The sequence below is a fragment of the Pseudarthrobacter sp. MDT1-56 genome, assembly GCF_059383555.1.
In genome coordinates, this window is record NZ_JBWZCK010000012.1 from 31,561 (window position 1) to 53,710 (window position 22,150).

The 22,150-nt window shown below is 69.1% G+C and carries 25 protein-coding genes and 1 riboswitch; of the genes, 13 read left to right on the top strand and 12 right to left on the bottom strand.

Translation table 11 applies throughout. The features are described 5' to 3' along the window. The first annotated feature begins 46 nt into the window (after nt 1-46). Together purF and purM are read left to right on the top strand one after the other, a co-directional pair. Nucleotides 47-1,729 carry an amidophosphoribosyltransferase gene (purF, locus tag AC50YC_RS16330; protein WP_494954350.1) on the top strand — a complete coding sequence of 561 codons (1,683 nt, stop codon included), beginning with the start codon at nt 47-49 and terminating at the stop codon, nt 1,727-1,729. Continuing rightward, nucleotides 1,726-2,898 carry a phosphoribosylformylglycinamidine cyclo-ligase gene (gene purM, locus AC50YC_RS16335; RefSeq protein ID WP_494954351.1) on the top strand — a complete coding sequence of 391 codons (1,173 nt, stop codon included), beginning with the start codon at nt 1,726-1,728 and terminating at the stop codon, nt 2,896-2,898. The genes purF and purM overlap by 4 nt, the downstream gene beginning before the upstream one ends. A gap of 80 nt (nt 2,899-2,978) precedes the next feature. Here the strand turns inward: purM and AC50YC_RS16340 are convergent, their stop codons facing one another. Together AC50YC_RS16340 and AC50YC_RS16345 are read right to left on the bottom strand one after the other, a co-directional pair. Next, nucleotides 2,979-3,761, bottom strand: a complete 783-nt coding sequence (locus AC50YC_RS16340) for a VOC family protein (protein WP_494954352.1) — start codon at nt 3,759-3,761, stop codon at nt 2,979-2,981. 231 nt (nt 3,762-3,992) lie between these two features. Beyond that, on the bottom strand, nt 3,993-4,226 hold the full coding sequence (locus AC50YC_RS16345) for a DUF3073 domain-containing protein (RefSeq protein WP_494954463.1): 234 nt from the start codon (nt 4,224-4,226) through the stop codon (nt 3,993-3,995). A gap of 467 nt (nt 4,227-4,693) precedes the next feature. Between AC50YC_RS16345 and AC50YC_RS16350 the strand changes: the two genes are divergently transcribed. Next, a complete protein-coding gene (locus AC50YC_RS16350) occupies nt 4,694-5,434 on the top strand; it encodes a septum formation family protein (protein WP_494954353.1) in 741 nt (246 codons plus the stop codon). An 88-nt stretch (nt 5,435-5,522) separates the two neighbouring features. On the opposite strand, the gene clpB is transcribed toward AC50YC_RS16350, so the two are convergent. Further along, on the bottom strand, nt 5,523-8,192 hold the full coding sequence (clpB, locus tag AC50YC_RS16355; RefSeq protein ID WP_494954354.1) for an ATP-dependent chaperone ClpB: 2,670 nt from the start codon (nt 8,190-8,192) through the stop codon (nt 5,523-5,525). A gap of 761 nt (nt 8,193-8,953) precedes the next feature. On the opposite strand from clpB, the gene AC50YC_RS16360 reads away from it, so the two are divergent. After that, nucleotides 8,954-9,445 carry a carboxymuconolactone decarboxylase family protein gene (locus AC50YC_RS16360; protein ID WP_494954355.1) on the top strand — a complete coding sequence of 164 codons (492 nt, stop codon included), beginning with the start codon at nt 8,954-8,956 and terminating at the stop codon, nt 9,443-9,445. Nucleotides 9,446-9,491: 46 nt separating this feature from the next. On the opposite strand, the gene AC50YC_RS16365 is transcribed toward AC50YC_RS16360, so the two are convergent. Genes AC50YC_RS16365 through AC50YC_RS16380 form a run of 4 tightly spaced genes read right to left on the bottom strand, consistent with a single transcriptional unit; the run spans nt 9,492 to nt 12,564 of the window. Further along, nucleotides 9,492-10,541 (bottom strand): sulfate/molybdate ABC transporter ATP-binding protein, encoded by a 1,050-nt coding sequence (locus tag AC50YC_RS16365; protein ID WP_494954356.1) that lies wholly within the window; start codon nt 10,539-10,541, stop codon nt 9,492-9,494. After that, nucleotides 10,538-11,338 (bottom strand): ABC transporter permease, encoded by an 801-nt coding sequence (locus AC50YC_RS16370; protein ID WP_494954357.1) that lies wholly within the window; start codon nt 11,336-11,338, stop codon nt 10,538-10,540. Before AC50YC_RS16370 ends, AC50YC_RS16365 begins: the two co-directional genes overlap by 4 nt. Nucleotides 11,339-11,392: 54 nt before the next feature. Next, nucleotides 11,393-12,157 (bottom strand): molybdate ABC transporter substrate-binding protein, encoded by a 765-nt coding sequence (modA, locus tag AC50YC_RS16375; RefSeq protein ID WP_494954358.1) that lies wholly within the window; start codon nt 12,155-12,157, stop codon nt 11,393-11,395. Continuing rightward, nucleotides 12,154-12,564 (bottom strand): TOBE domain-containing protein, encoded by a 411-nt coding sequence (locus AC50YC_RS16380; RefSeq protein WP_494954359.1) that lies wholly within the window; start codon nt 12,562-12,564, stop codon nt 12,154-12,156. The genes modA and AC50YC_RS16380 overlap by 4 nt, the downstream gene beginning before the upstream one ends. Before the next feature lie 172 nt (nt 12,565-12,736). Here AC50YC_RS16380 and AC50YC_RS16385 point away from each other — a divergent pair, with 172 nt between their 5' ends. The 3 genes from AC50YC_RS16385 to AC50YC_RS16395 all read left to right on the top strand — a co-directional run bounded on the left by AC50YC_RS16385 (nt 12,737) and on the right by AC50YC_RS16395 (nt 15,172). Next, on the top strand, nt 12,737-12,985 hold the full coding sequence (locus tag AC50YC_RS16385; RefSeq protein ID WP_494954360.1) for a BBE domain-containing protein: 249 nt from the start codon (nt 12,737-12,739) through the stop codon (nt 12,983-12,985). Nucleotides 12,986-13,074: 89 nt separating this feature from the next. After that, on the top strand, nt 13,075-14,268 hold the full coding sequence (locus AC50YC_RS16390) for an AI-2E family transporter (protein ID WP_494954361.1): 1,194 nt from the start codon (nt 13,075-13,077) through the stop codon (nt 14,266-14,268). A 25-nt stretch (nt 14,269-14,293) separates the two neighbouring features. Continuing rightward, complete coding sequence (locus AC50YC_RS16395; RefSeq protein WP_494954362.1) at nt 14,294-15,172, top strand: DUF4031 domain-containing protein; 879 nt, start codon at nt 14,294-14,296, stop codon at nt 15,170-15,172. Here the strand turns inward: AC50YC_RS16395 and AC50YC_RS16400 are convergent, their stop codons facing one another. Both AC50YC_RS16400 and AC50YC_RS16405 read right to left on the bottom strand, forming a co-directional pair. Beyond that, on the bottom strand, nt 15,173-15,685 hold the full coding sequence (locus AC50YC_RS16400) for an SRPBCC family protein (RefSeq protein WP_494954363.1): 513 nt from the start codon (nt 15,683-15,685) through the stop codon (nt 15,173-15,175). Nucleotides 15,686-15,709: 24 nt separating this feature from the next. Beyond that, nucleotides 15,710-16,123 carry a YccF domain-containing protein gene (locus AC50YC_RS16405; protein WP_494954364.1) on the bottom strand — a complete coding sequence of 138 codons (414 nt, stop codon included), beginning with the start codon at nt 16,121-16,123 and terminating at the stop codon, nt 15,710-15,712. 132 nt (nt 16,124-16,255) lie between these two features. Between AC50YC_RS16405 and AC50YC_RS16410 the strand changes: the two genes are divergently transcribed. Together AC50YC_RS16410 and AC50YC_RS16415 are read left to right on the top strand one after the other, a co-directional pair. After that, a complete protein-coding gene (locus tag AC50YC_RS16410) occupies nt 16,256-16,414 on the top strand; it encodes an LPXTG cell wall anchor domain-containing protein (protein ID WP_494954365.1) in 159 nt (52 codons plus the stop codon). A gap of 25 nt (nt 16,415-16,439) precedes the next feature. Beyond that, nucleotides 16,440-16,835 carry a hypothetical protein gene (locus tag AC50YC_RS16415; protein WP_494954366.1) on the top strand — a complete coding sequence of 132 codons (396 nt, stop codon included), beginning with the start codon at nt 16,440-16,442 and terminating at the stop codon, nt 16,833-16,835. Nucleotides 16,836-16,840: 5 nt separating this feature from the next. On the opposite strand, the gene AC50YC_RS16420 is transcribed toward AC50YC_RS16415, so the two are convergent. The 3 genes from AC50YC_RS16420 to AC50YC_RS16430 all read right to left on the bottom strand — a co-directional run bounded on the left by AC50YC_RS16420 (nt 16,841) and on the right by AC50YC_RS16430 (nt 19,228). Then, entirely contained in the window at nt 16,841-17,401 is a 561-nt protein-coding gene (locus tag AC50YC_RS16420; RefSeq protein WP_494954367.1) for a YceI family protein, read from the bottom strand. 118 nt (nt 17,402-17,519) lie between these two features. Next, nucleotides 17,520-18,557 carry an LLM class flavin-dependent oxidoreductase gene (locus AC50YC_RS16425; protein ID WP_494954368.1) on the bottom strand — a complete coding sequence of 346 codons (1,038 nt, stop codon included), beginning with the start codon at nt 18,555-18,557 and terminating at the stop codon, nt 17,520-17,522. Between the two features lie 59 nt (nt 18,558-18,616). Continuing rightward, nucleotides 18,617-19,228, bottom strand: a complete 612-nt coding sequence (locus AC50YC_RS16430) for a phosphoribosylanthranilate isomerase (protein WP_494954369.1) — start codon at nt 19,226-19,228, stop codon at nt 18,617-18,619. A 161-nt stretch (nt 19,229-19,389) separates the two neighbouring features. On the opposite strand from AC50YC_RS16430, the gene AC50YC_RS16435 reads away from it, so the two are divergent. From AC50YC_RS16435 to AC50YC_RS16450, 4 genes are all read left to right on the top strand, one after another. Then, nucleotides 19,390-19,986, top strand: coding sequence for a HutD/Ves family protein (locus tag AC50YC_RS16435; protein WP_494954370.1), 597 nt, complete (start codon nt 19,390-19,392; stop codon nt 19,984-19,986). A 163-nt stretch (nt 19,987-20,149) separates the two neighbouring features. Next, nucleotides 20,150-20,216, top strand: a riboswitch (guanidine-III (ykkC-III) riboswitch). A 9-nt stretch (nt 20,217-20,225) separates the two neighbouring features. Beyond that, a complete protein-coding gene (locus AC50YC_RS16440; protein WP_494954371.1) occupies nt 20,226-20,549 on the top strand; it encodes a DMT family transporter in 324 nt (107 codons plus the stop codon). A 2-nt stretch (nt 20,550-20,551) separates the two neighbouring features. After that, a complete protein-coding gene (locus AC50YC_RS16445) occupies nt 20,552-20,974 on the top strand; it encodes a DMT family transporter (RefSeq protein WP_494954464.1) in 423 nt (140 codons plus the stop codon). Between the two features lie 154 nt (nt 20,975-21,128). Further along, nucleotides 21,129-22,139, top strand: coding sequence for an aldo/keto reductase (locus tag AC50YC_RS16450; protein ID WP_494954372.1), 1,011 nt, complete (start codon nt 21,129-21,131; stop codon nt 22,137-22,139). Nucleotides 22,140-22,150 lie beyond the last annotated feature (11 nt).

Below are 22,150 nucleotides of genomic sequence, written 5' to 3' on the forward strand. Positions count from 1 at the left end.
CCGGCCGCCGGGAAAGTCCTACCGCACAACGTGAGATAATCGACCAGTGGCACGCGGCGATGGAAAACTTTCTCATGATCTTCTCTCTGGCGAAAAAGGCCCTCAGGACGCATGTGGCGTCTTCGGGGTCTGGGCTCCCGGCGAAGAGGTTGCAAAACTCACCTATTACGGGCTGTATGCACTGCAGCACCGCGGTCAGGAGTCGGCTGGTATAGCCACCAGCGACGGCAAGCGGATCAACGTCTATAAAGACATGGGACTCGTCTCCCAGGTCTTCGACGAGACCACGCTCAACACCCTGACCGGGCACCTGGCCGTCGGCCACTGCCGTTACTCCACCACCGGCGCCAGCCACTGGGCCAATGCGCAGCCCACCTTGGGCGCCACCGCGACCGGCACCGTGGCCCTGGCCCACAACGGCAACCTGACCAACACTGCCGAGCTCAAAGCCATGATCGTGGACCGCAACGGCGGCCAGCTCACCGGGGAAATGAAGCAGGGCAACACCTCGGACACCGCCCTCGTCACTGCCCTGCTGGAGGGCGAAGAGGGCAAGTCGCTCGAACAGACCGCCATGGAACTGCTGCCCAAGATCAAGGGCGGCTTCTGCTTTGTCTTCATGGACGAAGGCACCCTCTACGCGGCCCGCGACACCTACGGAATCCGCCCGCTTTGCCTGGGCCGGCTGGAGCGCGGCTGGGTGGTCGCCTCCGAGCAGTCCGCCCTCGCCACCGTCGGCGCCAGCTTCATCCGCGAAATCGAGCCCGGCGAGTTCATCGCGATCGACGAGGACGGCGTGCGCTCCCAGCGCTTCGCCGAGGCGACGCCGGCCGGCTGCGTCTTCGAGTACGTTTACCTCGCCCGCCCGGACGCCTCCATCGCCGGCCGCTCCGTGTACGAGTCCCGCGTGGAAATGGGCCGCCAGCTGGCCCGCGAAAACACCCAGGAAGCGGACATCGTCATCCCGGTGCCGGAGTCCGGCACCCCCGCAGCCGTCGGCTACGCCGAGGAATCCGGCATCCCGTTCGCCCACGGTTTCGTCAAGAACGCCTACGTGGGCCGGACGTTCATCCAGCCCTCCCAGACGCTCCGCCAGCTCGGCATCCGGCTCAAGCTCAACGCGCTCGAATCCGTGATCCGCGGCAAGCGCGTGGTGGTGGTGGACGACTCGATCGTCCGCGGCAACACCCAGCGCGCGATCGTCCGGATGCTCCGCGAAGCCGGCGCCGCCTCCGTGCACGTGAAGATCTCCTCCCCGCCGGTGCAGTGGCCGTGCTTCTATGGCATCGACTTCGCCTCCCGGGCGGAGCTGATCGCCAACGGCGCCACGATCGAGGAAATCTCACAGGCGATCGGCGCCGACTCGCTGGCCTACATCTCCGAAGACGGCATGATCGAGGCCACCCGCCAGCCGCGCGAACGTCTGTGCACCGCCTGCTTCACCGGCCAGTACCCGATCGCGCTCCCGGGCGCCGACAAGCTGGGCAAGAACCTGCTCGAACGCACCGACCTTGGCGGGCTCCCCGCCGCTGGCGATGCCGCCCTCGGCGCCGCAGCGTCGGCATCCGCCGCCGAAGCGGCCGCCGGTATCAGCGCCACCGAGGATCCGGCGGAGAAGTCCGGTGCCACCGGCTGCGATCCTGGTCCGGACGCCGAATTCGAAGAACTGCTCACCGCTGACGATCGCATTGATCGAACCATTGCTGCCGACAAGAAAGAGCCCGTATGACTCCCGCCTCCCCGGCCGCTGACATGAACGCCGCCCAGAACGCCGTCGGCATCACCTACGCCTCCGCCGGCGTCGACGTCGAAGCGGGCGACCGCGCCGTCGAACTTATGAAGGACGCCGTCAAGGCAACCCACAACTCCTCGGTGATCGGCGGCGTCGGCGGCTTCGCCGGCCTGTACGACGTCTCGAAGCTGCTGACCTACAAGCGCCCGCTGCTGGCCACCTCCACCGACGGCGTCGGCACCAAGGTCGCCATCGCGCAGGCCATGGACATCCACGACACCATCGGTTTCGACCTCGTCGGCATGGTGGTCGATGACATCGTGGTGGTGGGCGCCGAGCCGCTGTACATGACCGACTACATCGCCTGCGGCAAGGTGGTCCCGGAGCGCATCGCGGACATCGTCCGCGGCATCGCGGCCGCCTGCTCCGTGGCCGGCACCGCCCTGGTGGGCGGCGAAACCGCCGAGCACCCGGGCCTGCTGGGCGAGCACGAGTACGACGTCGCCGGTGCCGCCACCGGTGTTGTCGAAGCCGCCGACCTGCTGGGCCCGGACCGCGTCCGCGCCGGCGACGTTGTGATCGGCATGGCCTCCTCCGGGCTGCACTCCAACGGCTACTCCCTGGTCCGCCGCGTCATCAACCACGCCGGCTGGGCCCTGGACCGCCACGTCTCCGAATTCAGCCGCACGCTGGGCGAGGAACTCCTGGAACCGACCCGCGTCTACGCCGCCGACTGCCTGGACCTGGCCCGCACCTTCCCGGTGAACGGCTCCGCCGCCGGCCAGGCCGTGCACGGCTTCAGCCACGTCACCGGCGGCGGCCTCGCTGCCAACCTCGCCCGCGTCCTGCCCCAGGGCCTAGTGGCCACCGTGGACCGCGCCACCTGGCAGCTTCCGGCCATCTTCCGGCTGGTCGCCGAACTGGGCAACGTCCCGCTGGCCGACCTCGAGCGCACCCTGAACCTCGGCGTGGGCATGGTGGCGATCGTCTCCCCCGAGGCCGCCGACGCCGCCGTGAACCGCCTCAACGAGCGCGGGCTGCCGGCCTGGGTCATGGGCACCGTCGAGGAAAACTCGGACGCCATCGTCAAGACCGGCCCGGACTATGTCCAGGGCGCCAAGGGCGTCGACGGCGGTGCCGTCCGGCTGGTCAACGCCTACGCCTAACCCCTAATCGAGTGCTCCGTAAGTGCCGTTTAGCACCCTCAAAACGGCAGTTGTGGAGCACTCGATGTGTTTAAACGGGGTCAGACCTCCAGGACGCTGAACACTCCGCCCTGCGGGTCCTCGAGCGTGGCGATGGTGCCGGCTTCCTCCGACTCGTCCGGGGCGATCAGGACCGTGCCGCCCGCAGCTACAGCCGCCGCGACTGCCCCCGCGACGCTGGTCACCCCGAAGTACACCTGCCACCCGGGCTTGAGCGTGCCCTCGGCGTCCGCCGGGACCGCGGCGATGCCGGCCACCTCCGCGCCGTTGACCATGAGCGTGCGGTACTTGCCGCCGTCGTCCTGCGGGTACTCCGTCACGTCCTGGCCGAACAGCTGCTGGAAGAATCCGACGGCGGACTGCGGCTCGGGCGTCAGCAGTTCGGCCCAGGCCAGGGCGCCGGGCTCGCCGCTCCGGACGGTGCCGAAGTGGCTGCCGGCCTGCCAGGCACCGGTGGTGCCGCCGCCGGGCGGGGCGAAGAAGACCATCACTCCGGTGCCGCCCACCTCCTCGGGGCCGAACTCAAGGGTTCCGCCGGCATGGACCAGGCCGGCGGCGAGCTCCTGGGCGTCGGAGGATGCGAAGTACACGTTCCACTGACCGGGCGCTCCGGCGGCCAGCTGCGACGGATTCTGCGGCGCGATCACGGTAACCAGGTCCTCGCCCAGGAATCCCTGCGCGTAGCTGCGCCCGTCCGGGGTGGGCAGGTCCTCGAAGCGCCAGCCGAAGACCGCAGCATAGAAAGCCTTGGCCGCCGCCACGTCGCTGGTCTGGAGGTCCGTCCAGCAGACTTCCCCCTCGGTGAAGCCCGTGCGAATGGTCATGGCAGTCCTTCCGGGAGAGGAGCGCGGGATTTCCCGGCACGACCACGGTAGCCCGGGCCGCGGACCCCGGCAACACACCCTCCCGGCCCGCCGGGCCACCCGCCCTGCCCGCCTGAACTTCCGGGCAGCAGAAAACCCGCCGTCCACCCCCTTGCTGGGAGTGGCCGGCGGGCCTGAAATCATGTGGTCGGCAATCCGCTAACGGAAGTGCATGCCGGAAAGAAGTGTCGACTAACCTATCCGACGGGAATCTACCTCGTCGTCGTCCTCTTCCACATCGTCCGCGTACTTATCCACATAGGCCGAATAATCCGGCTCAGCAGGCTCACTCGAGAAACGACTCGGTGTCCGGACTTCAGAGCTCTTGAGCTCACGCTGAAGAGCTGTGTAGTCGGTGTTCGGGGAATAGTACTTAATATCCCGAGCCTGCTTGGTAGCTTTTGCCTTTTGACGGCCGCGCCCCATGGCGTGACCCCCTTTTGTACTCGGACCGGAGGTGGTCACCATTGGCGTTAGTGAGGCCCCGGAATGTTTGGTCAATTTGTCGTACACCTAGATTACATGCTTTCAGCGGTAACTGCTCCCCGGGACGGCCACTCCCGGCGGTGTCGGGCGCGCCGTTGCTCCGGGCGGCGCCCCGGCGGCATGCAGGCCGCCCGGCATCTTAGATAGAGTTCCGTAGTGGACTTCCGGAAACGGGTCCCGCCGCCGTGCGTCCCGCCGCGGCCCAGACGCACGGAAGTGGTGAATTCTCAGTGACCGAAGAGAACGAAAGGCCCGGCAACGCCGGCACGCCTGGGGTTCCCCCGGCCGGCAGACCCGGCGAGCGGTCCGCGCCTCCCGTACCGTCTTCCGTTCCCCCGAAACCGTCGGCGCCGCCCACGTCCGCGACGCCGATTGTGCCGGCGGCGACCCCGCCGTCGACACCGCTCATGCCGCCGGCGGCCCCGCCCGCAACGCCTGCCCGGCCGTCAGTGCCGCCGGTCACCAGGCCCGACGCCGGGCAGCCCGGCTCGCGCCGCGCCGGGGGCAACCCGGGGACCGCGCGCGCAGCCGGCGCGGCAGGTGCTGCCGGTGCCGCCACCGCTGCCCTGGCGGGGGCCGGGAAGGTGGCTTCGGACAAAGCGTTCCAGCTGGGCGGCTGGGCACGCCGCCAGAGTGCCGCGCGGATGGGTGGCGCCGTGGCCGCCGTCGTTGTCATGGGTCTGCTGATCTGGTGGCTGACCTCGCTGGGCGGCGCCCCGAAGCAGCCTGTCGCGGATGCCGCCCCTGCCCCCGCTGCCGCCGCGACGTCGGCCGCACCCGCGAGCCGGGGACCGCTGCCGCTGGAAGGGGTCGGCCCGCTGGATTTCCAGCTCGGCGACTGCTTCAAGGATTTCGATCCGGAGGCTCCGCAGTCCACCGTGGTGGACTGCGCCACGGGGCACTCGGCCCAGCTGATCGGGATCCATCACTATCAGGCGTCGGACGCCTATCCCGGCCTGAACGCGCTGAAGGACAAGGGCCGCGAGACGTGCCGCAGTGCGCAGTTGGCCGCTGCCGCCACCACCTACAACCTGCTGCAGCGCAACGCCTACCCGAGCTCCTCGAGCTGGGACAACGGCGACCGCCGGGTGGACTGCTACGTGACCGCGGATGGCGGCAACGTCATCATGGAAACGCTGGTTCCTTAAAGGGTCCCACCGGTCCCTTACGGGGCTTGGCCCAAAAGAACTTCCAGCCGGAGCACGCTCCGGCTGGAAGTTCTTTTTGAGTGCCGCGTTATGCCTTGCGGCGGACCGAGAGCCCGCTGCCGGTGGAGGCGCCGCCGTCGGGCCGGAGCGACGCTTCGACTCCGCCCACGGTCAGCTCCGTCAGGTCCGGTGCGGTGTCCACCAGCACGGTGTCGCCGTCCATGATTTCGCCGGCCAGAATGGACTTGGCCAGCCGGTCGCCGATTTCGCGCTGCACCAGCCGCCGCAGCGGCCGGGCACCGTAGGCCGGGTCGAAGCCGGTCACCGCGAGCCAGGCGCGGGCCCCCTCGGTCACTTCCAGATTGAGCCGGCGTCCCTTGAGGCGTTCGCCCAGTTCCTTGACCTGCAGCTCCACGATCCGAGACAGCTCCTCGACGCTCAGCGGGTCGAACAGCACCACTTCCTCGAGCCGGTTCAGGAACTCGGGCTTGAAGGAGGCGTGCACGGTGGCCATGACGGCCCCGCGCTTGGCGTTCGCATCCAGGGACGGGTCGACCAGGAACTGGCTGCCCAGGTTCGAGGTCAGCACCAGGATCACGTTGCGGAAGTCCACGGTGCGGCCCTGGCCGTCGGTGAGGCGGCCGTCGTCGAGCACCTGCAGCAGGATGTCGAACACCTCGGGGTGGGCCTTCTCCACCTCGTCCAGCAGCAGCACGGAGTACGGGCGGCGGCGGACGGCTTCGGTCAGCTGGCCGCCTTCCTCATAGCCCACGTAGCCGGGGGGCGCCCCGACGAGCCGGGCCACGGAGTGCTTCTCCGAATATTCGGACATGTCGATCCGCACCATGGCGCGTTCGTCGTCGAACAGGAAGTCCGCCAGGGCCTTCGCCAGCTCGGTCTTGCCAACGCCCGTTGGGCCCAGGAACAGGAAGGAACCGGTGGGCCGGTTGGGGTCGCTGATTCCCGCCCGGGCCCGGCGGACGGCGTCGGAGACCGCGGTGACGGCCTTGCTCTGGCCGATGAGCCGCTCGCCCAGCACATGCTCCATCTCCAGCAGCTTCTGGCTCTCGCCCTGCAGCATGCGGCCGGCGGGGATGCCGGTCCACGCGGAAATGACCTCGGCGATGTCGTCCGCGGTGACCTCCTCGGCCACCATGAGTTCCTGCTTGGCCCCACCGCCGGCCACCCGGGCCGACTCCGCTTCGGCGGCTTCGTTGAGCTCTCGTTCCAGGGCGGGGAGTTCGCCGTACAGGATCCGCGAGGCGGCCTCGAGGTCGCCTTCGCGCTGGAATTTCTCCGCGGCGGAGCGCAGTTCGTCGATCCTGGCCTTGAGGTCGCCGACACGGTTCAGGCCGGCCTTCTCGGCTTCCCAGCGGGCGTTGAGCGCGGAGAGTTCTTCCTTCTTGTCCGCCATGTCCGCCCGGATGGCGGCCAGCCGCTCCACCGATGCGGGATCGGTCTCATTGGCCAGGGCCAGTTCCTCCATGGTCAGGCGGTCCACGGAACGGCGCAGCTGGTCGATCTCCTCCGGGGCGGAATCGATCTCCATCCGCAGCCGGGACGCCGCCTCGTCGACCAGGTCGATCGCCTTGTCCGGGAGCTGGCGGCCGGAGATGTAGCGGTTGGAGAGCGTGGCTGCGGCGACGAGGGCGGAGTCGGCGATGGCGACCTTGTGGTGCGCCTCGTAGCGCTCCTTGAGCCCGCGCAGGATGCCGATGGTGTCCTCCACGCTCGGCTCCCCGACGAAGACCTGCTGGAAGCGGCGTTCCAGCGCGGGGTCCTTCTCGATGTTTTCGCGGTACTCGTCCAGCGTGGTGGCGCCGATCAGCCGCAGCTCGCCGCGGGCCAGCATGGGCTTGAGCATGTTCCCGGCGTCCATGGAGCTGTCCCCGGACGCGCCGGCCCCCACCACCGTGTGGATCTCGTCGATGAAGGTGACGATCTGGCCCTCGGAGCCCTTGATTTCCTCCAGGACGGCCTTGAGCCGCTCCTCGAATTCACCGCGGTACTTGGCACCGGCCACCATGGACGCGAGGTCCAGGGCGATCAGGGTCTTGCCGCGCAGGCTTTCGGGCACGTCGCCGGCGACGATCCGCTGGGCGAGGCCTTCGACGACGGCGGTCTTGCCGACGCCGGGTTCGCCGATGATGACGGGGTTGTTCTTGGTCCGGCGGCTCAGCACCTGGATGATGCGGCGGATCTCGGCGTCGCGGCCGATCACCGGGTCCAGCTTGCCGGAGCGGGCAATCGCGGTGAGGTCCGTGCCGTACTTCTCCAGGGCCTGGAAGGTGTTCTCCGGATCGGCGGTGTCCACCTTGCGGTCGCCGCGGACCCCCGGGAGGGCCGCGAGCAGGGCCTCGTGGGAGGCGCCGGCGTCGCGCATCAGCTTGCCGACGGCGTCACTTCCGGACGCGAGCCCCAGCAGCAGGTGCTCGGTGGAGACGAACGTGTCGCCGAGCCGCTCGGCCTCGTTCTGGGCGTTCTTGATCGCCTGCAGGGCGGTGCGGGACAGCTGCGGCTGCTGCACCGAACTGCCGGAGGTCGACGGAAGGGCCTTGATCGCGGAGCTGGCCTGGACGCTGACGGAATCCGGGTCCGTGCCGGTGGCACGGAGGAGCGCCACGGCCACCCCCTCGCGCTGGTCCATTAGCGCCTTGAGCAGGTGGGCGGGTTCGAGCTGGGGGTTGCCCGCCGTCGAGGCGTTCATGGCGGCTGCCGCAAGAGCCTCCTGGCTCTTGGTGGTGAATTTGGCGTCCAAAGAGAGCTCCTTCCGGGAACATGCTGATATTAAAGTTGAGTCTACTCCGCTCAACTTTGCATGGGGTCCCTTTGGCTCCATGTTTGCCGACGGCGAAACTGCTGTCTAGGGCCGGAGTCCCCCGGGCGTCCGCACCACCCCGCCGACGACATGCCCTCCGCTCGGGTCGGCCGCTGGACATAATCCCAATATGCCCATCAGCCGGGCCCGGGAATGGGCATGTCCCCAGGGATCGGAGCGTAGGAATGGACGCACCCCCTTCGCGCAGGGCGGCAGGGATGGATATGCTCTCCGCTCGCAGGAGCGGCCCCCGGCTCTCGAGCGGACATGTCCCCTCGCGCGGGGCGGCAGGAATGGACATGCCCTCTGCTCGGACCGGCCGCTGGACATAATCCCAATATGCCCATTCCTCGGGCCCGGGAATGGGCATGTCCTCAAGGAATGGGGCGAAGGGGTGGGCATGTCCCCAAGGGTGGAGCGCAGGAATGGGCATGTCCCTCGCGCGCAGCGCCAGCCCCAACCCGCCCGGCCCTTGCCGCCCGCCGCCAACCCCGAAGGCCCCGTTAAACCCATTCGACGGTCGGCTCCCCCAAGGAGCCGACCGTCGATTGATGGGGCTGGTCCGATGCCGGCGGACCAGCTCCCCGGAACGGGTCGAGGGAACCGCTCCTGCGTGGGATTCTGTTGTTCAGGTATCTTGTCACACATATGACAAATCTGTCACGTCTATTTCTGAGGTTTCCCGTAGGTAGTCTTTGTCCATGGATGAGACACCGGCAACGAAGCACCACACCACCCGATCCGTCTTTCTGGACAAGGAGCACCCTGCCGCCTGGCGGGCCCTCAACGGACTGGGCCTGAAAGCCAAGGAGGCCGCGGATGAAGCCGGTCTGGACCGGACGTTGATCGAGCTGTTGAACGTCCGTATCTCGCAGATCAACGGCTGCGCGTTTTGCCTCGACCTGCACGTGGGCGACGCCGTGAAAAACGGCGAATCCGTCCAGCGTCTTGCCGTCCTCCCGGCCTGGCGGGACACGGACCTCTTCACCGAGAAGGAACGTGCCGCGCTGACCCTGGCCGAGGCCATCACCAACATCTCGGACGCCGGAGCCCGTGAGCACGAGGGCGCTGCCGCCCGGAAACACCTCACCGATGGGGAGTTCTCCGCCATCAGCTGGCTGGTGATCACCATGAACGCCTTCAACCGGGTATCAATCGTCAGCCAGCACCCCGTCCGCCAGGACCGCGGCTAGCCAGCCACAGCCGGCCGCTTCCCGCCGCAGACAACCACTTGCGCCCTCACGCCGGGTAGATCGACACCGCCGCCGCCTTGACCACGAAATAGACCTCAACATTGGGGGCCAGGCCCAGGTCCGCGGACGCTGCCGGGGTCACGTCTGCGGACAGCTCGCCGGCGCGGACCCGGATCTGGTCTCCGTGCGGCTCCAGGTCCGTGACCGTGACGCGGAACGAGTTCCGCGGGCTGCCGTGCGCCTCGCTCAGGAACACCGACACGGCCGACGGCGGGAACGCCGCCACCCCGGCCTGCCCGGGTACGAGCGGCGCATCATGCTGACCCGCGAACTCCAGGCCCTCGGCGGACCGGATCCCCGCGGACGTCACGGCCCCGGCCACCAGGTTCAGCCCGGCCAGCCCCGCGGCGAAGCGGCTGCGCGGCCGCCGGAGGACCTCACGGGTGGGCCCGTCCTCGGTGATCCGGCCCTCCTCCATCACGATCACCCGGTCCGCGAGCATGTAGGCGTCCAGGACGTCGTGGGTGACGATGATGGCGCGCCGCCCGGCGAGCACCCGCTTGAGCAGGCGCCGCAGCAGCGGAGCCGCATGGATGTCCAGGGCGGAGAGTGGCTCATCAAGCAGCAAGACATCCGGATTCACGGCGAGGGCACGGGCCGCCGCCACGCGCTGGGCCTGCCCGCCGGACAGCTCCCCGGGCCTGCGGCCGGCGAGGTCGGCGGCGTCGACCTCGGCCAGCCAGTGCCGGGCGGCCTCCCGGGCTTCCCGCTTGGCAACCCCGGCGCTCCGCGGCCCGAAGGCGACGTTTTCGAGGGCGCTCAGGTGCGGAAACAGCAGTGGATCCTGGGCCAGCAGGGCGGTTCCGCGGCGGTGCGGCGCGGTCCAGGTGTGCGCGCCCGCGCCGAGCTCGAACAGCACCCGGCCGTCCACCGCGGACCGTCCGGTGTCCGGGCGGAGCAGCCCGGCGATCACGGCGAGCAGGGTCGATTTCCCTGCCCCGTTCGGGCCGAGCACGGCAACGGTCTCGCCCGGCGCCAGGCTCAGCGACACCTCAAAGCGGCGGGCGGCGAGGGCGGCGTCGAAAGTGAACGTCACGACGCCACCCTCCCGGCGGCGCCGGTGCGGGCCGTACTGCCGCGGGACCCGGCGGGCGCCGGCCCCCGATAGGAGAGCCCGACGACGACGACCGCCACCACGACCAGCAGCAGCGACAGCGCGACGGCGGCGTCGGCGTCGGTCTCCCGCTGCAGGTAGATTTCCAGCGGCAGCGTGCGGGTGACACCCTGCAGGCTTCCGGCGAAAGTGAGCGTGGCGCCGAATTCGCCCAGGCTCCTGGCGAAAGAGAGTACGGCCCCGGACGCGAGGCCAGGCAGGACCAGCGGCAGGGTGACCCGGCGCAGCACGGTGGTGGGCCGCGCACCGAGGGTGGCGGCTACGGCCTCGTACCGGCTGCCGGCCGAACGGAGGGCGCCTTCGAGGCTCACCACGAGGAACGGCAGGGCCACGAAGGTCTGGGCGAGCACCACCGCCGTCGTGGTGAACGCGATCTGGATGCCGGCGATTTCGAGGCTCTGCCCCAGGGGGCCCTGGCGTCCGAACGCATAGAGCAGCGCGATGCCGCCCACCACCGGGGGCAGCACGAGCGGGAGCAGGACGAAGGAACGGAGCAGCCGCTGGCCCGGGAAGTCGCCGCGGGCCAGCACGAGCGCCAGCGGGACCCCGAACAGCACGCACAGCACCGTGCTCGCGGCGGCCGTGCGGAGGCTGAGCCCCAACGCGGTGAGCGAGGATTCCGAGGTGATGAGCGGGATGAACTGCGGCCAGTTGACCCGGCCCAGCATGGCCGCGAGCGGCAGCAGCACCAGCAGCGCCCCGACGGCGGCACTGGCCATAACCCAGCGTGGAATCCCGCTATAGGTGCTGTCTCTCCGGCGTTTCATGTGGGCCTAGGGGGTTCCGAAGCCGGCGCCGCGGAGGAGCTGCTGGCCGTCCGTGCCCAAGACCGACTCGATGAAAGTGGCCGCGAGGTCCTTGTGCCTGCTGGTCCGCACCGCGGCGATCGGATAGGTGTTCACGGCCTGCGCCGACTCGGGGAAGGGGATCTCCCGCACCTTGTCCTGGGCGGCCAAAACGTCCGTGACATAGACCAGCCCGGCGTCGGCCTCTCCTGAGCTGACTTTGCCCAGGACATCGGTCACGGACGATTCCTCGCTGACCGGCGTCAGCGCGATGCCGGTTTCCTGCTCGAGAGTCTTCGCGGCCGCGCCGCACGGGACCTGCGGCGCGCAGATGACGGTTTTGACGCCGGGCCTGGCGAGATCCGCGAAGGACCCGATGGACGCGGGGTTCCCCGGCGGCACGGCGATGGTCAGGACATTGCTCGCGAAGTGCCGGGGAGTCCCTTCCACCAGTCCCGCGCCGCTGAGTCTTGCCATGGTGTTGGCGTCGGCGGAGGCGAAGACATCCGCCGGGGCGCCCTGGCTGATCTGGGTGGCGAGGTCGGAGGACCCTGCAAAGCTGAGGGTCACGGTGGTTCCGGGGTTTGCGGCCTCGAACTGCTCGGCGAGCGCCGTGAAGGGGGCCTTGAGCGAAGCCGCGGCGAAGACGGTGACTGTCGTGCCGGCACCCCCGGCCGGTGCGGCGCAGCCCGCCAGTCCGGCTGCAACGGCTCCTGCCACCAGCACGGCGGCGGACCGGATGGCGGTCCTCATACGGCGCCCTTGCCTTTGGGCGTTTCGATGATCACCGTGGTGGCCTTGACGACGGCGGTCGCGACCGAGCCGAGCTCCAGGCCGAGCTCCCGCACGGCTTCGCTGCTCATCAGGGACACCACCCGGAACGGCCCGCACTGCAGTTCCACCTGGGCCATGACGGTGTCGGCGGTGATGGCCGTGACGAGGCCGACGAAGCGGTTGCGGGCCGAGCTGCCCGCCTTGGCCGGGTCGTCCGGAAGCTGGGCCTGCTCCCGGGCCAGCCGCGCCAGTTCCAGCCCGTCAACGGCGAGCCGGCCGGCGTCGTCCTTGAGCGGGGTCAGGCTCCCATTCTCGGTCCAGCGCCGGATGGTGTCATCGCTGACACCCAGCAGCCGGGCCGCCTCGGACACGCGAATATTAGGCATAGGGACACTCTAGCCCGCATTTGCGGAGTGGAGGATATTAATTGCCCGCAAACCAGAAACTGCGAGATGGCGTCTCTGGTCCTCCCGTAAGCAGCGTCCTCTAGCCCCTGCGCCGCCGCCGGACTTAAAGTTCCTGCGAGGGGTGGAGCCGCGGTCGCCTAGGAGCACCGCCGTGAAGTGGATCAAACCAGAGGACCCGGGCTATGACGAGTCCCGGACGTTGGTCAAGAGGTTCCGCCAGGACATCGCGCCCTACGCGACCGGGGGCGTGTGGCTGAACTTCATCGGCGACGAGGGCGAGGAACGGGTCCGGGCCGCCTTCGGCGAGGAGAACTACAACCGGCTGGCCCGGGTGAAACGGGAGTTCGACCCGGAGAATACTTTCCGCGGCAACCAGAACATCCGGCCCGCCACTTCCTGACAAACGGGCCAGTCCCACCGGGCTGGGGCCTCCGGCTGTGAGACGGTTAGTAAGTAACATGACCATCCGATAGTGGGAGACAAAGCAGCATGGGCAGTCCGGACAAGACAACTCCCTGGAGCGACAGCCTGGGCCGCGCCAGCATCAGGACCGCGCAGGTCCTCCTGCTGCTGGTCCTGACCGTAGTGGTGGTGTACGGCCTGATCCAGGTGCGGCTCGTGGTCATTCCGGCGCTGCTGGCCCTGATCCTCGCCGCCGCGATCGCACCCCTGGTCCACTGGCTGCGCCGCCGCGGCTGGCCAAGCACCGCCGCCACGACATTCTCGTTCGTGGCGCTCCTGCTCGCGTTCAGTGCCGTCATCACCGGCATCGTCTTCGCCGTCATGAACCAGGCGGACGAACTGGCCGACAAGGCCACGCAAGGCTTCGACCGGGTCTACGACTTCATCCGCACCGGCCCCATCCCCATCGATGACCAGCAGATCCAGCAGGCGCGCGAGGCCGCCATCGACTTCGCCACCAGCAGCACCGTCGGCGCGGGCGCCATCTCCGGACTCAGCGCGGCCGGCAACTTCATCACCGGCGCCCTGCTCATGGCGGTGATCCTGTTCTTTTTCCTGAAGGACGGCGAAAGCATCTGGGCCTTTGTGCTGCGGGCGTTCAAGGGCGAAAAACTGGTCAAGGCACGCCGTGCCGGGGAAAGAAGCCTCAACGTGCTCGGCGGCTACGTGCGCGGAACTTCCATCGTGGCCTTCGTGGACGCCTTCTTCATTGGCCTGGCGCTGGTGATCATGGGGGTGCCGCTCGCGCTGCCGCTCGCCGCGCTGACCTTCATCGGAGCCTTCATCCCGCTGATCGGCGCCACCCTGGCCGGTGTCCTCGCGGCGCTCGTCGCGCTGGTCGCCAACGGCCCGCTCGCTGCCCTGGTCGTCATCATTGTTGTGATCGTCGTCAACCAGCTGGAGGGCAACTTCCTGCAGCCCGTGGTGATGGGCCAGGCGCTCAACGTCCACGCCCTCGTTATCCTGCTCGCTCTCACGGCCGGCACCATCCTCGCCGGCATCGTCGGCGCGATCCTGGCCGTGCCCCTCGTGGCGGTGGGCTGGGCAGCGATCAAGGCCTGGAACGCCAAGGAGACCATCTCACCGGAGGACATCGCGGAAGCCGAGCATGAGACCCGGCTGAACGAAAAAGGCGAGGGCGTGCGCTCCAAGCCGCTGCATGCGCGGACGCAGGAGGAGCAGCAGTCCGACACCGCTGCTGCTGACGCCAGCCAGGGCTGATCCGCGGCCGGATTAGACTTCCCCCATGGCCATTTACCTGGACCCTCCGCTCTGGCCGGCGCACGGAACGCACTTCTCGCACCTGATCTCGGACACCTCGCTGGAGGAACTGCACGCCTTCGCGGCGGCGGCCGGCATTCCGGACAGGGCGTTCGACGGCGACCATTACGACGTCGCCGAAGCCCGGTACAGCGCCCTCGTGGCAGCCGGGGCCGTCCCGGTCGAGGGGCGGGTCCTGGTCCGCAAATTGATCGCCAGCGGCCTGCGGATCCCGGCCCGGCGGCGCAGCAGCTCACTCAAGCTCCCCCTGCTGACGCGCTGGAACGCCGTGTTGCCCGGCCACGACGCGCTCTTCCTGGACCTGCTGGACCGCTGGGGCGAGGAGCGCCGGAAGTACCACGGCCGGACCCACCTGCTGGCCGTCCTGGAGGCCCTGGACCTCCTGACCGAGCCTGCTGACCCTCCCCGCACCGTGCTGCTCGCCGCCTGGTTCCACGACGCCGTCTACCGCGGCATCGCGGGCCAGGACGAGGAGGAGTCGGCCCGGCTCGCCGAGGACCGGCTGGCCGACGCCGGCCTTCCCGCGGCCGAGGTGGACGAGGTGGACGAGGTGGCCCGCCTGGTGCGGATGACGGCCGACCACCAACCGGCGGCCGGCGACGAGGCCGCCGCCCTGCTCAGCGACGCCGACCTCTCCGTGCTCGGCGGCGAACCGGCAGCCTACGGCCGGTACCTGGCCGCCGTCCGGCAGGACTTCGCGCACATCGGCGACGACGACTTCGCCGCCGGCCGCGCCGCCGTCGTCCGCCAGCTCCTGCAGCTGGATCCGCTCTTCCACACCCCGCGGGGCCGGCAACTATGGCTGGACGCGGCGCGGCGGAACCTGCGGGCCGAGCTCGGGTAGTCAGGTGCTGCGGCGGAGGTGTTCGGCGAGGCGGTCGAAGGACTCGCGCCAGCCGACGCCGTTGCTGTCGCGGTTGTCGATCGTGTCGAAGGGGCCCTGGAAGAAGGTCATCCGGGTGCCGCCGTCGATCTCCTCCAGCTGGAAGGTCACCTCGGTTTCGAAGCCGCGGGTGCCGTCGGATTTGTCCCAGGCGAGGGTGAAGATGAAGAGATTGGGCGGTTCGACGTCCGTGTGGACGCCGCTCCACCAGTGCTCTTCCCCCGTGCTGTCCCGGACCATGCAGGCCCGGTAGAGGCCGCCGATCTCCAGATCCGCATCGATGCTCTCGCGGGGAACGTGGAAACTGCGCGGCCCCCACCAGTCCGGCGCCTGGTCCGGATCCGTCAGCGCGGACCACAGACGGGCGATGGGTGCCTGGAACTCGCGGGTAATGACCAGCATGAGGTCTTCGGCCGGAGCAGGCGGTTCTCCCTGGCCGGACGGGGAGGGAACAGCTGTGACGTGCTCGGACATTGCGGGACTTCTCCTCTACAACGGTTAGCGGTAGGCCTTGCTGTAGGCCGTCACAAAGGGCCTGTCACTCGGGACGATCTGCTTGCCGAGCGGCATAAGCGAGACCGGGATGAGCTTGAGGTTGGCGATGGCCAGCGGGATGCCGATGATGGTGATGGCCATGGCGAAGGCGGTGACGATGTGGCCGATCGCGATCCAGATGCCGGCAACGAGCAGCCAGATGACATTCCCGAGCAGGGAGAACACCCCGGTGCCACCCGGGCGGTCCACCACTGTGCGGCCGAACGGCCAGAGGGCGTAGTTTGCGATCCGGAACGACGCGAGCCCCCACGGGATGGTCACGATCAGCAGACAGCAGATGACCCCGGCCACGAAGTAGCCGAGCGCGAGCCAGAGTCCGCCAAAGAGCAGCCAGATGATGTTGAGCAGTGTCTTCATGGCTCCATTCTCCCCTGCCGGAGGCCGATCCGGCCTAGGGGTTCACCCTGAACATTTTCTGAAATGTGTCCCGTGACGCGGACGGCGGACGGGCAGCTTTGCGAACGCACGAAAGGGCACAATACTGGGAGCATGCCTGCACTCCTGAAGATTGCCCTGATCGTTGCCCTCGTCCTGCTGGTCATTGGCGTGGTGGTGGAGGCCGTGCAGTTCCTGCTCTACGTGGGCCTCCTGGTCCTGGTGGGCGCCGGCATCCTGTTCTTCCTGCGCCGCTCGCGCATCACGCGCTGACGCCGCCCGCCCAAGACGTGCGCAGATGACAAACATCGGGGACCTTCTGGGCCCCATTCTCGAAGTCATGACGTGGGTGGGTTTCGTCCTGGGCCTGCCGCTGCTGGTGTGGGGCTGGATTTCCCGACGGCGCCACTGCCAGTGGGCCGGGACCACCGGCAAGGTGATCAGCGCCGGCGGGTTCACAGGTTACAGCTGGACGGACCACTTCGACGCCGACCACCGGTCGCTGCTGCCGGCGGCCGAGTCGCACGGCCTGGTGGTCGGGTCCGACGTCGACCTCTACTATGACGTCTGCCATCCGTCCCGCTGGGGGCTCACCCCACCAAAGCAGGAAAATGCGGCCTGGGTCCTGGGCTGGATCCTCACCGGCGTGGGGATCCTTTCCACGGTCGGCGGCTTCGTCCTGCTGCTGTTCTAGACGTTTTACTGCCCTGCTGGCTGCTCCTGCTTCACCATGGCCGATTCGACACTGATCTTGACCTTGTCGCTGACCAGCAGCCCGCCGGCCTCGAGCGCGGCGTTCCAGGTCAGGCCGAATTCCTTGCGGCTGATGTCCGCCTCCGCGCTGAACCCGGCACGGGTCGCGCCGAACGGATCCACCGCGATCCCGGTGAACTCAACCTCCAGGTCCACCGGCTTGGTGACGTCGCGGATGGTGAGGTTGCCGGTCAGCACATAGTCCTCGCCGTCGCCCCTGATCCCCGTGGCGCGGAAGGTCATCTCCGGGTACTTTTCGACGTCGAAGAAGTCAGCGCCGCGGACGTGGGCGTCCCGGTTGGCGTCGCCGGAGTCGAAGCTGGCGGTCTTGATGCTGGCATGCAGGCTGGAGTCGGCGAGGGAGTCGCCGACCCGGGCCTCCGCCGTGGCCTCGTTGAAGCGGCCGCGGACCTTGCTGATGCCGGCGTGGCGGACGCTGAAGCCGACTTCGCTGTGGGACATGTCCAGCGTCCAGACGCCGGGGGTCAAACCTTCGGGCAGGGTCACAACGGTCTCCTTCGCAGGTGGCGGGCGGGCCCGCCGGGTCATCGGGGTACTCCCCCAAAGAGCCATGCTAGCCACGGCGCCGCGGCCCGGCTAGCCTTCCGCGGAAGCCGAGCGGCCGCTACAGCCGCGGCTTGGGCGCCCAGCCAATCGCCGGGGCGATGTGCCGGACCACGGTGCCCAGAAGCTTGGCGTTGAAGTCCACGCCGAGCTGGTTGGGGACGGTGAGCAGCAGGGTGTCTGCGTCCCGCACGGCGGCGTCGGCGGCCAGTTCCTCGGCTATGGCATCGGGGGCGCCGACGTAGCTCCGGCCGAAGCGGGCCACGAGTCCGTCGATCTTCCCGACCTGGTCGCGTTTTTCCCGCAGGGCGCTGAGACCGAAGAACCGGCGGTCCTCCTCGTCGACGATCGGCAGGACGCTGCGGCTCACCGAGACGCGGGGCTTGTGTTGATGGCCGGCGTCGGTCCAGGCCTGCCGGAACATGCTGATCTGTTCGGCCTGAAGCTGGTCGAAGGGCACCCCGGTGTCCTCGGTGAGCAGCGTGGAGCTCATCAGGTTCATGCCTTGTTCCGCGGTCCACACGGCGGTTGCTCGCGAGCCGGCGCCCCACCAGATCCGCTCGCCGAGGTCCGGTGAATGAGGTTGCACGGGCAGCAGCCCGGATCCGCCGCCGGCGTACCGGGGCTCCGCCTCCGCCATCCCGGCGCCCGAGATGGCGCGGCGGAAGACCGCGGTGTGCCGCCGGGCCATGTCCGCGGCGGTCTCTCCGTCCGCTGGCACGTGGCCGAAGGCGGCGGCGCCGTCGCGGGCGGGTTCGGGTGAACCGCGGCTGATCCCGAGCTGCAGCCGCCCGCCGCTGATCAGGTCTGTCGCGGCGGCCTCCTCGGCCATGTACAGGGGGTTTTCGTAGCGCATGTCGATCACGCCGGTGCCCATCTCGATCCGGCTGGTCCTGGCCGCGACGGCGGCCAGCAGCGGGAACGGGGACGCCTGCTGCCGGGCGAAGTGGTGCACGCGGAAGTACGCGCCGTCGACGCCCAGTTCCTCGGCGGCGACGGCCAGTTCGATGCCCTGGAGCAGGGCGTCGCGGGCGGTCCGGGTGCGGGAACCCTCGCCGGGCCCCCAATGCCCGAAGGACAGGAATCCGATGCGCTTCATGTCAGGGCCAACACGGGAGGGTCCGGCGGCATTCCTGCGGGCGGTTCAGGCTTCGCCGGTCAGGGTTTCGCGGCCAGCGACTTTGCCGCCGCCACGAAGTCCCGGATTTTGGCCAGGTCCTTCACACCGCGGGAGGACTCGACGCCGGAGGAGACGTCCACGCCCCAGGCGCCTGCCTGCGAGGCGGCGCAGGCGACGTTGGCGGAATCGAGCCCGCCGGCCAGCAGCCAGTGGCGCCCCGCCAGCCCTTTGGCGCGGACCGAGGCGTAGTCCCAGGCCTCGCCGGAGCCGGGGACAGCGGCGTCGATCAGGAGCAGGTCCTCGCCCCAGTCCGCGAACGCTTCAGCTGCGGCAGCCATGGTGACGGCCCGGATGAGCTTGAGTCCGGCGTCGTGCACGGTGCGCACGTCTTCCGGGGTGCGGTCGCCGTGCAGCTGGACCCAGTCCAGCCCGGCCGCGCGGGCCAGCGCGACAGCGTCCGCCGCGGCTTCGTGCCGGAAGACGCCGACGGCGGGGAGCCTGGCCGGGACATGGGCCAAGAGTTCCCGTGCCTGCGCCGGCGTCACTTCGCGGGGGCTGCGGGTCAGGACGAAGCCGACAGCGTCCGCCCCGGCTTCCGCCGCGGCCAGCACCGACTCGGGGGTGCTGAGCCCGCATACCTTGACGAACATTCCGCTCCTTCTTCGGTGTTTACCTTGTTTCTGCCTCCGACGGTAGCAAGGACCTTGGCAGGCCGGCGCCCCAGGTGCCCAGATGACGAGTGCCGGATGAGGTTCCCGGCGCCCGCCGCGGCGACCGGAATCCGCCCCGGCCCGGCGGATAGGGTGGAGGGATGGAGATCATCCGCTATGCCGAGCTGAAAGCCCACCCCTGGCGCAACGGCGGCGGGGTGACCCGCGAACTGGCCAGCCATCCCACGGCTGCCTCCCCAAACGACGGCCCGGGGACGGCCGTGGGCTGGGACTGGCGGGTGAGCATCGCCGACGCGTCCAAGGCCGGCGACTTCTCGGCGTTCCCCGGCATGGACCGTGTCCTCACCGTGCTGGAGGGCGAACTGCTGCTGCTGAGCGTCGACGGCGCCGAGCACCCGCTCGAGAAGTACCGTCCGTTCCGGTTCTCCGGCGACGCCGCTGCGGCCGGGGCGCTGCCTACGGGCGACATCCGCGACCTGAACGTCATCACCCGCCGCGGCGCGTTCAAGGGCTACACCTCCATCATCGAACTCTCCAAGAAGCGGGCGCATCCCGTTTTCGAGGGCCAGCTGGGGATCCTGCTGCAGGGCCAGGCCGCGGTCACTCCCGGAACGACCGGCGCCGAGCCGACGACGCTTGCCCGCTATGACGCCGTCGTCGGTTCCGATACCGGCACCCCCGAGATCCTGGGCCGCGGCTTCCTGGCCGTCGTGTCGATCGACCGCGTCGCGGATTAGTCCTCCGTCACCTTCACCCGGGCGGCGCCGTACCATCGAGTGCTCCAGAACTGCCGTTATGAACCCTCAAAACGGCAGTTTCGGAGCACTCGATGGGGGTGGGCGGTGCGCCGCCTACCCCGCGGCGGGTTCGCCCCTCAGCGGGGGCGTTGCTAGGCTGGAAAGAAGGCCTCGTCTCAGGGGTCTCCGGACGACGGTTCAGTACCCGGCACGCGACAAGACTGGCCACAGGAGCTGTCATGTCGTGGTTAATTCTCATACTTTCGGGGTCACTGGAAGCCGTCTGGGCTGCGGCCCTGCACCGGACCGCGCAGACCACGGGCCGCCGCCGGATTGCACCGGCCGCCGTCTTCCTCGTCTCCGTGCTCGCCAGCACCGGCGGTCTCGCGATCGCCATGCAGTCCATCCCGACCGGAACCGCCTACGCCGTCTGGGTGGGCGTCGGCGTGGTACTGACCTCCGCCTACGCAATGATCACCAAAGTGGAGCCTGCGACCGCGGCGCGGATCCTGCTGCTCGGCGGAATCGTCGCCTGTGTGGCCGGCCTGAAGCTGGTGGCGTGACCATGGCCGCGAACCGCACACCGAAACCGGCAACCAACTCACCGGCCACCACCCTGGCCTGGGTCGTCCTGCTCGCCTCCGCCGTGCTCGAGGCGGTCTGGGCGACGGCGCTGGGCATGTCCGACGGCTTCACCCGGCCGCTGCCCACCCTCGTGTTCGCGCTGACCGCGGCACTGAGCATGGCGGGGCTGGGCCTGGCCGTGAAAAGTATCCCGCTCGGCACGGCCTACGCCGTCTGGGTGGGGATCGGCGCGGCCCTGACGGTCGGCTGGGCGATGGCGACCGGCGTCGAACCTGCCAGCCCGCTGAAATTGTTGTTCATCGCGGGGATTGTGGGCTGCGCGGCCGGGCTGAAGCTGCTGCCGGCCAAACCGGCGACGGAGGCACAACAGCCGCCCTCCCCCGCGGAAACTCCCCACAATTAAGGCAGTACGACGGCGTGTCCCGGCGCCCGCGCCGTCGTACTGGCCGCGCGACAGCCAAAGGTGGGGAGATTCCGCCGTCGGAGCCGGAATAGCCGCGCGCACCCCGAGGTTCTTGGCAGGGACAGAACTACACGGAGCGCGAAGAGAGGTCCCGATGAACGCAGCGACAGTCCGGCTCGGCGACGGTTTGATGGTCAGTCCCTTGGGGTTCGGCGGCATGGCTCTGACCCCGGTGTACGGGGAAGTGGACCCTGCCGAAGCCCTGCGGACCCTGCACCATGCGGTGGATGCCGGGGTCAGTTTCCTCGACACGGCCGACATCTACGGCGGGGGCAGCAACGAGGAGTTCATCGCCCGGCTCCTGGCGGAACGCCGCGGCGAGGTTCAGTTGGCCACCAAGTTTGGCCTGGTGGGCACCCCGTCCACCGGCTACTCGGACATCCGGGGTGACGCCGCGTATGTGAGGCAGGCCGTGGACCGCAGCCTGCAACGACTGGGCACCGACACCATCGACCTGTACTACATGCACCGCCGTGACCTCCGCGTTCCGATAGTGGAAACCGTGGAGGCCATGGCGGGGCTGGTGCAGTCCGGCAAGGTGCGGCATCTTGGCCTGTCTGAGGTGACGGCCGAGGAGCTGCGTGAAGCCTGCAGCGTCCACCCGATCGCCGCGGTCCAGAGCGAGTGGTCGATCTGGAGCCGCGATGTGGAACGCAACGTTGTTCCTGCCGCGGCCGAGCTCGGCGTGGGGTTTGTGCCCTATTCGCCGCTGGGCCGGGGATTCCTCACCGGCACCGTGGACGCGTCGAAGCTGGGCAGCAACGACTTCCGCCGCAACATCCCGCGCTTCGCCGAGGCGGCGCTGGATGCCAACCAGGGCGTGGTCGCGGCCGTACAGTCCGTCGCGGCCGAGCTTTCCGCCGCCGGGCAGGCTGCAACGCCTGCCCAGGTGGCGCTGGCCTGGCTGCTCGCGCAAGGCCGGAAGCTGGGCCTGCCCGTCGTGCCCATCCCCGGCACCCGCAAGGCGGACCGGATCGACGAGAACCTGGGCGCTTTGACGCTCGACTTCAGCGCAACACAACTCGAGAAACTCGACGCCGCGGCGGACGCCGTCGTCGGCTCCCGTTCCGCGGACCCCCAGTGGGTGTCCCAGGGCCGTGAATAGCGTCTTTCGTA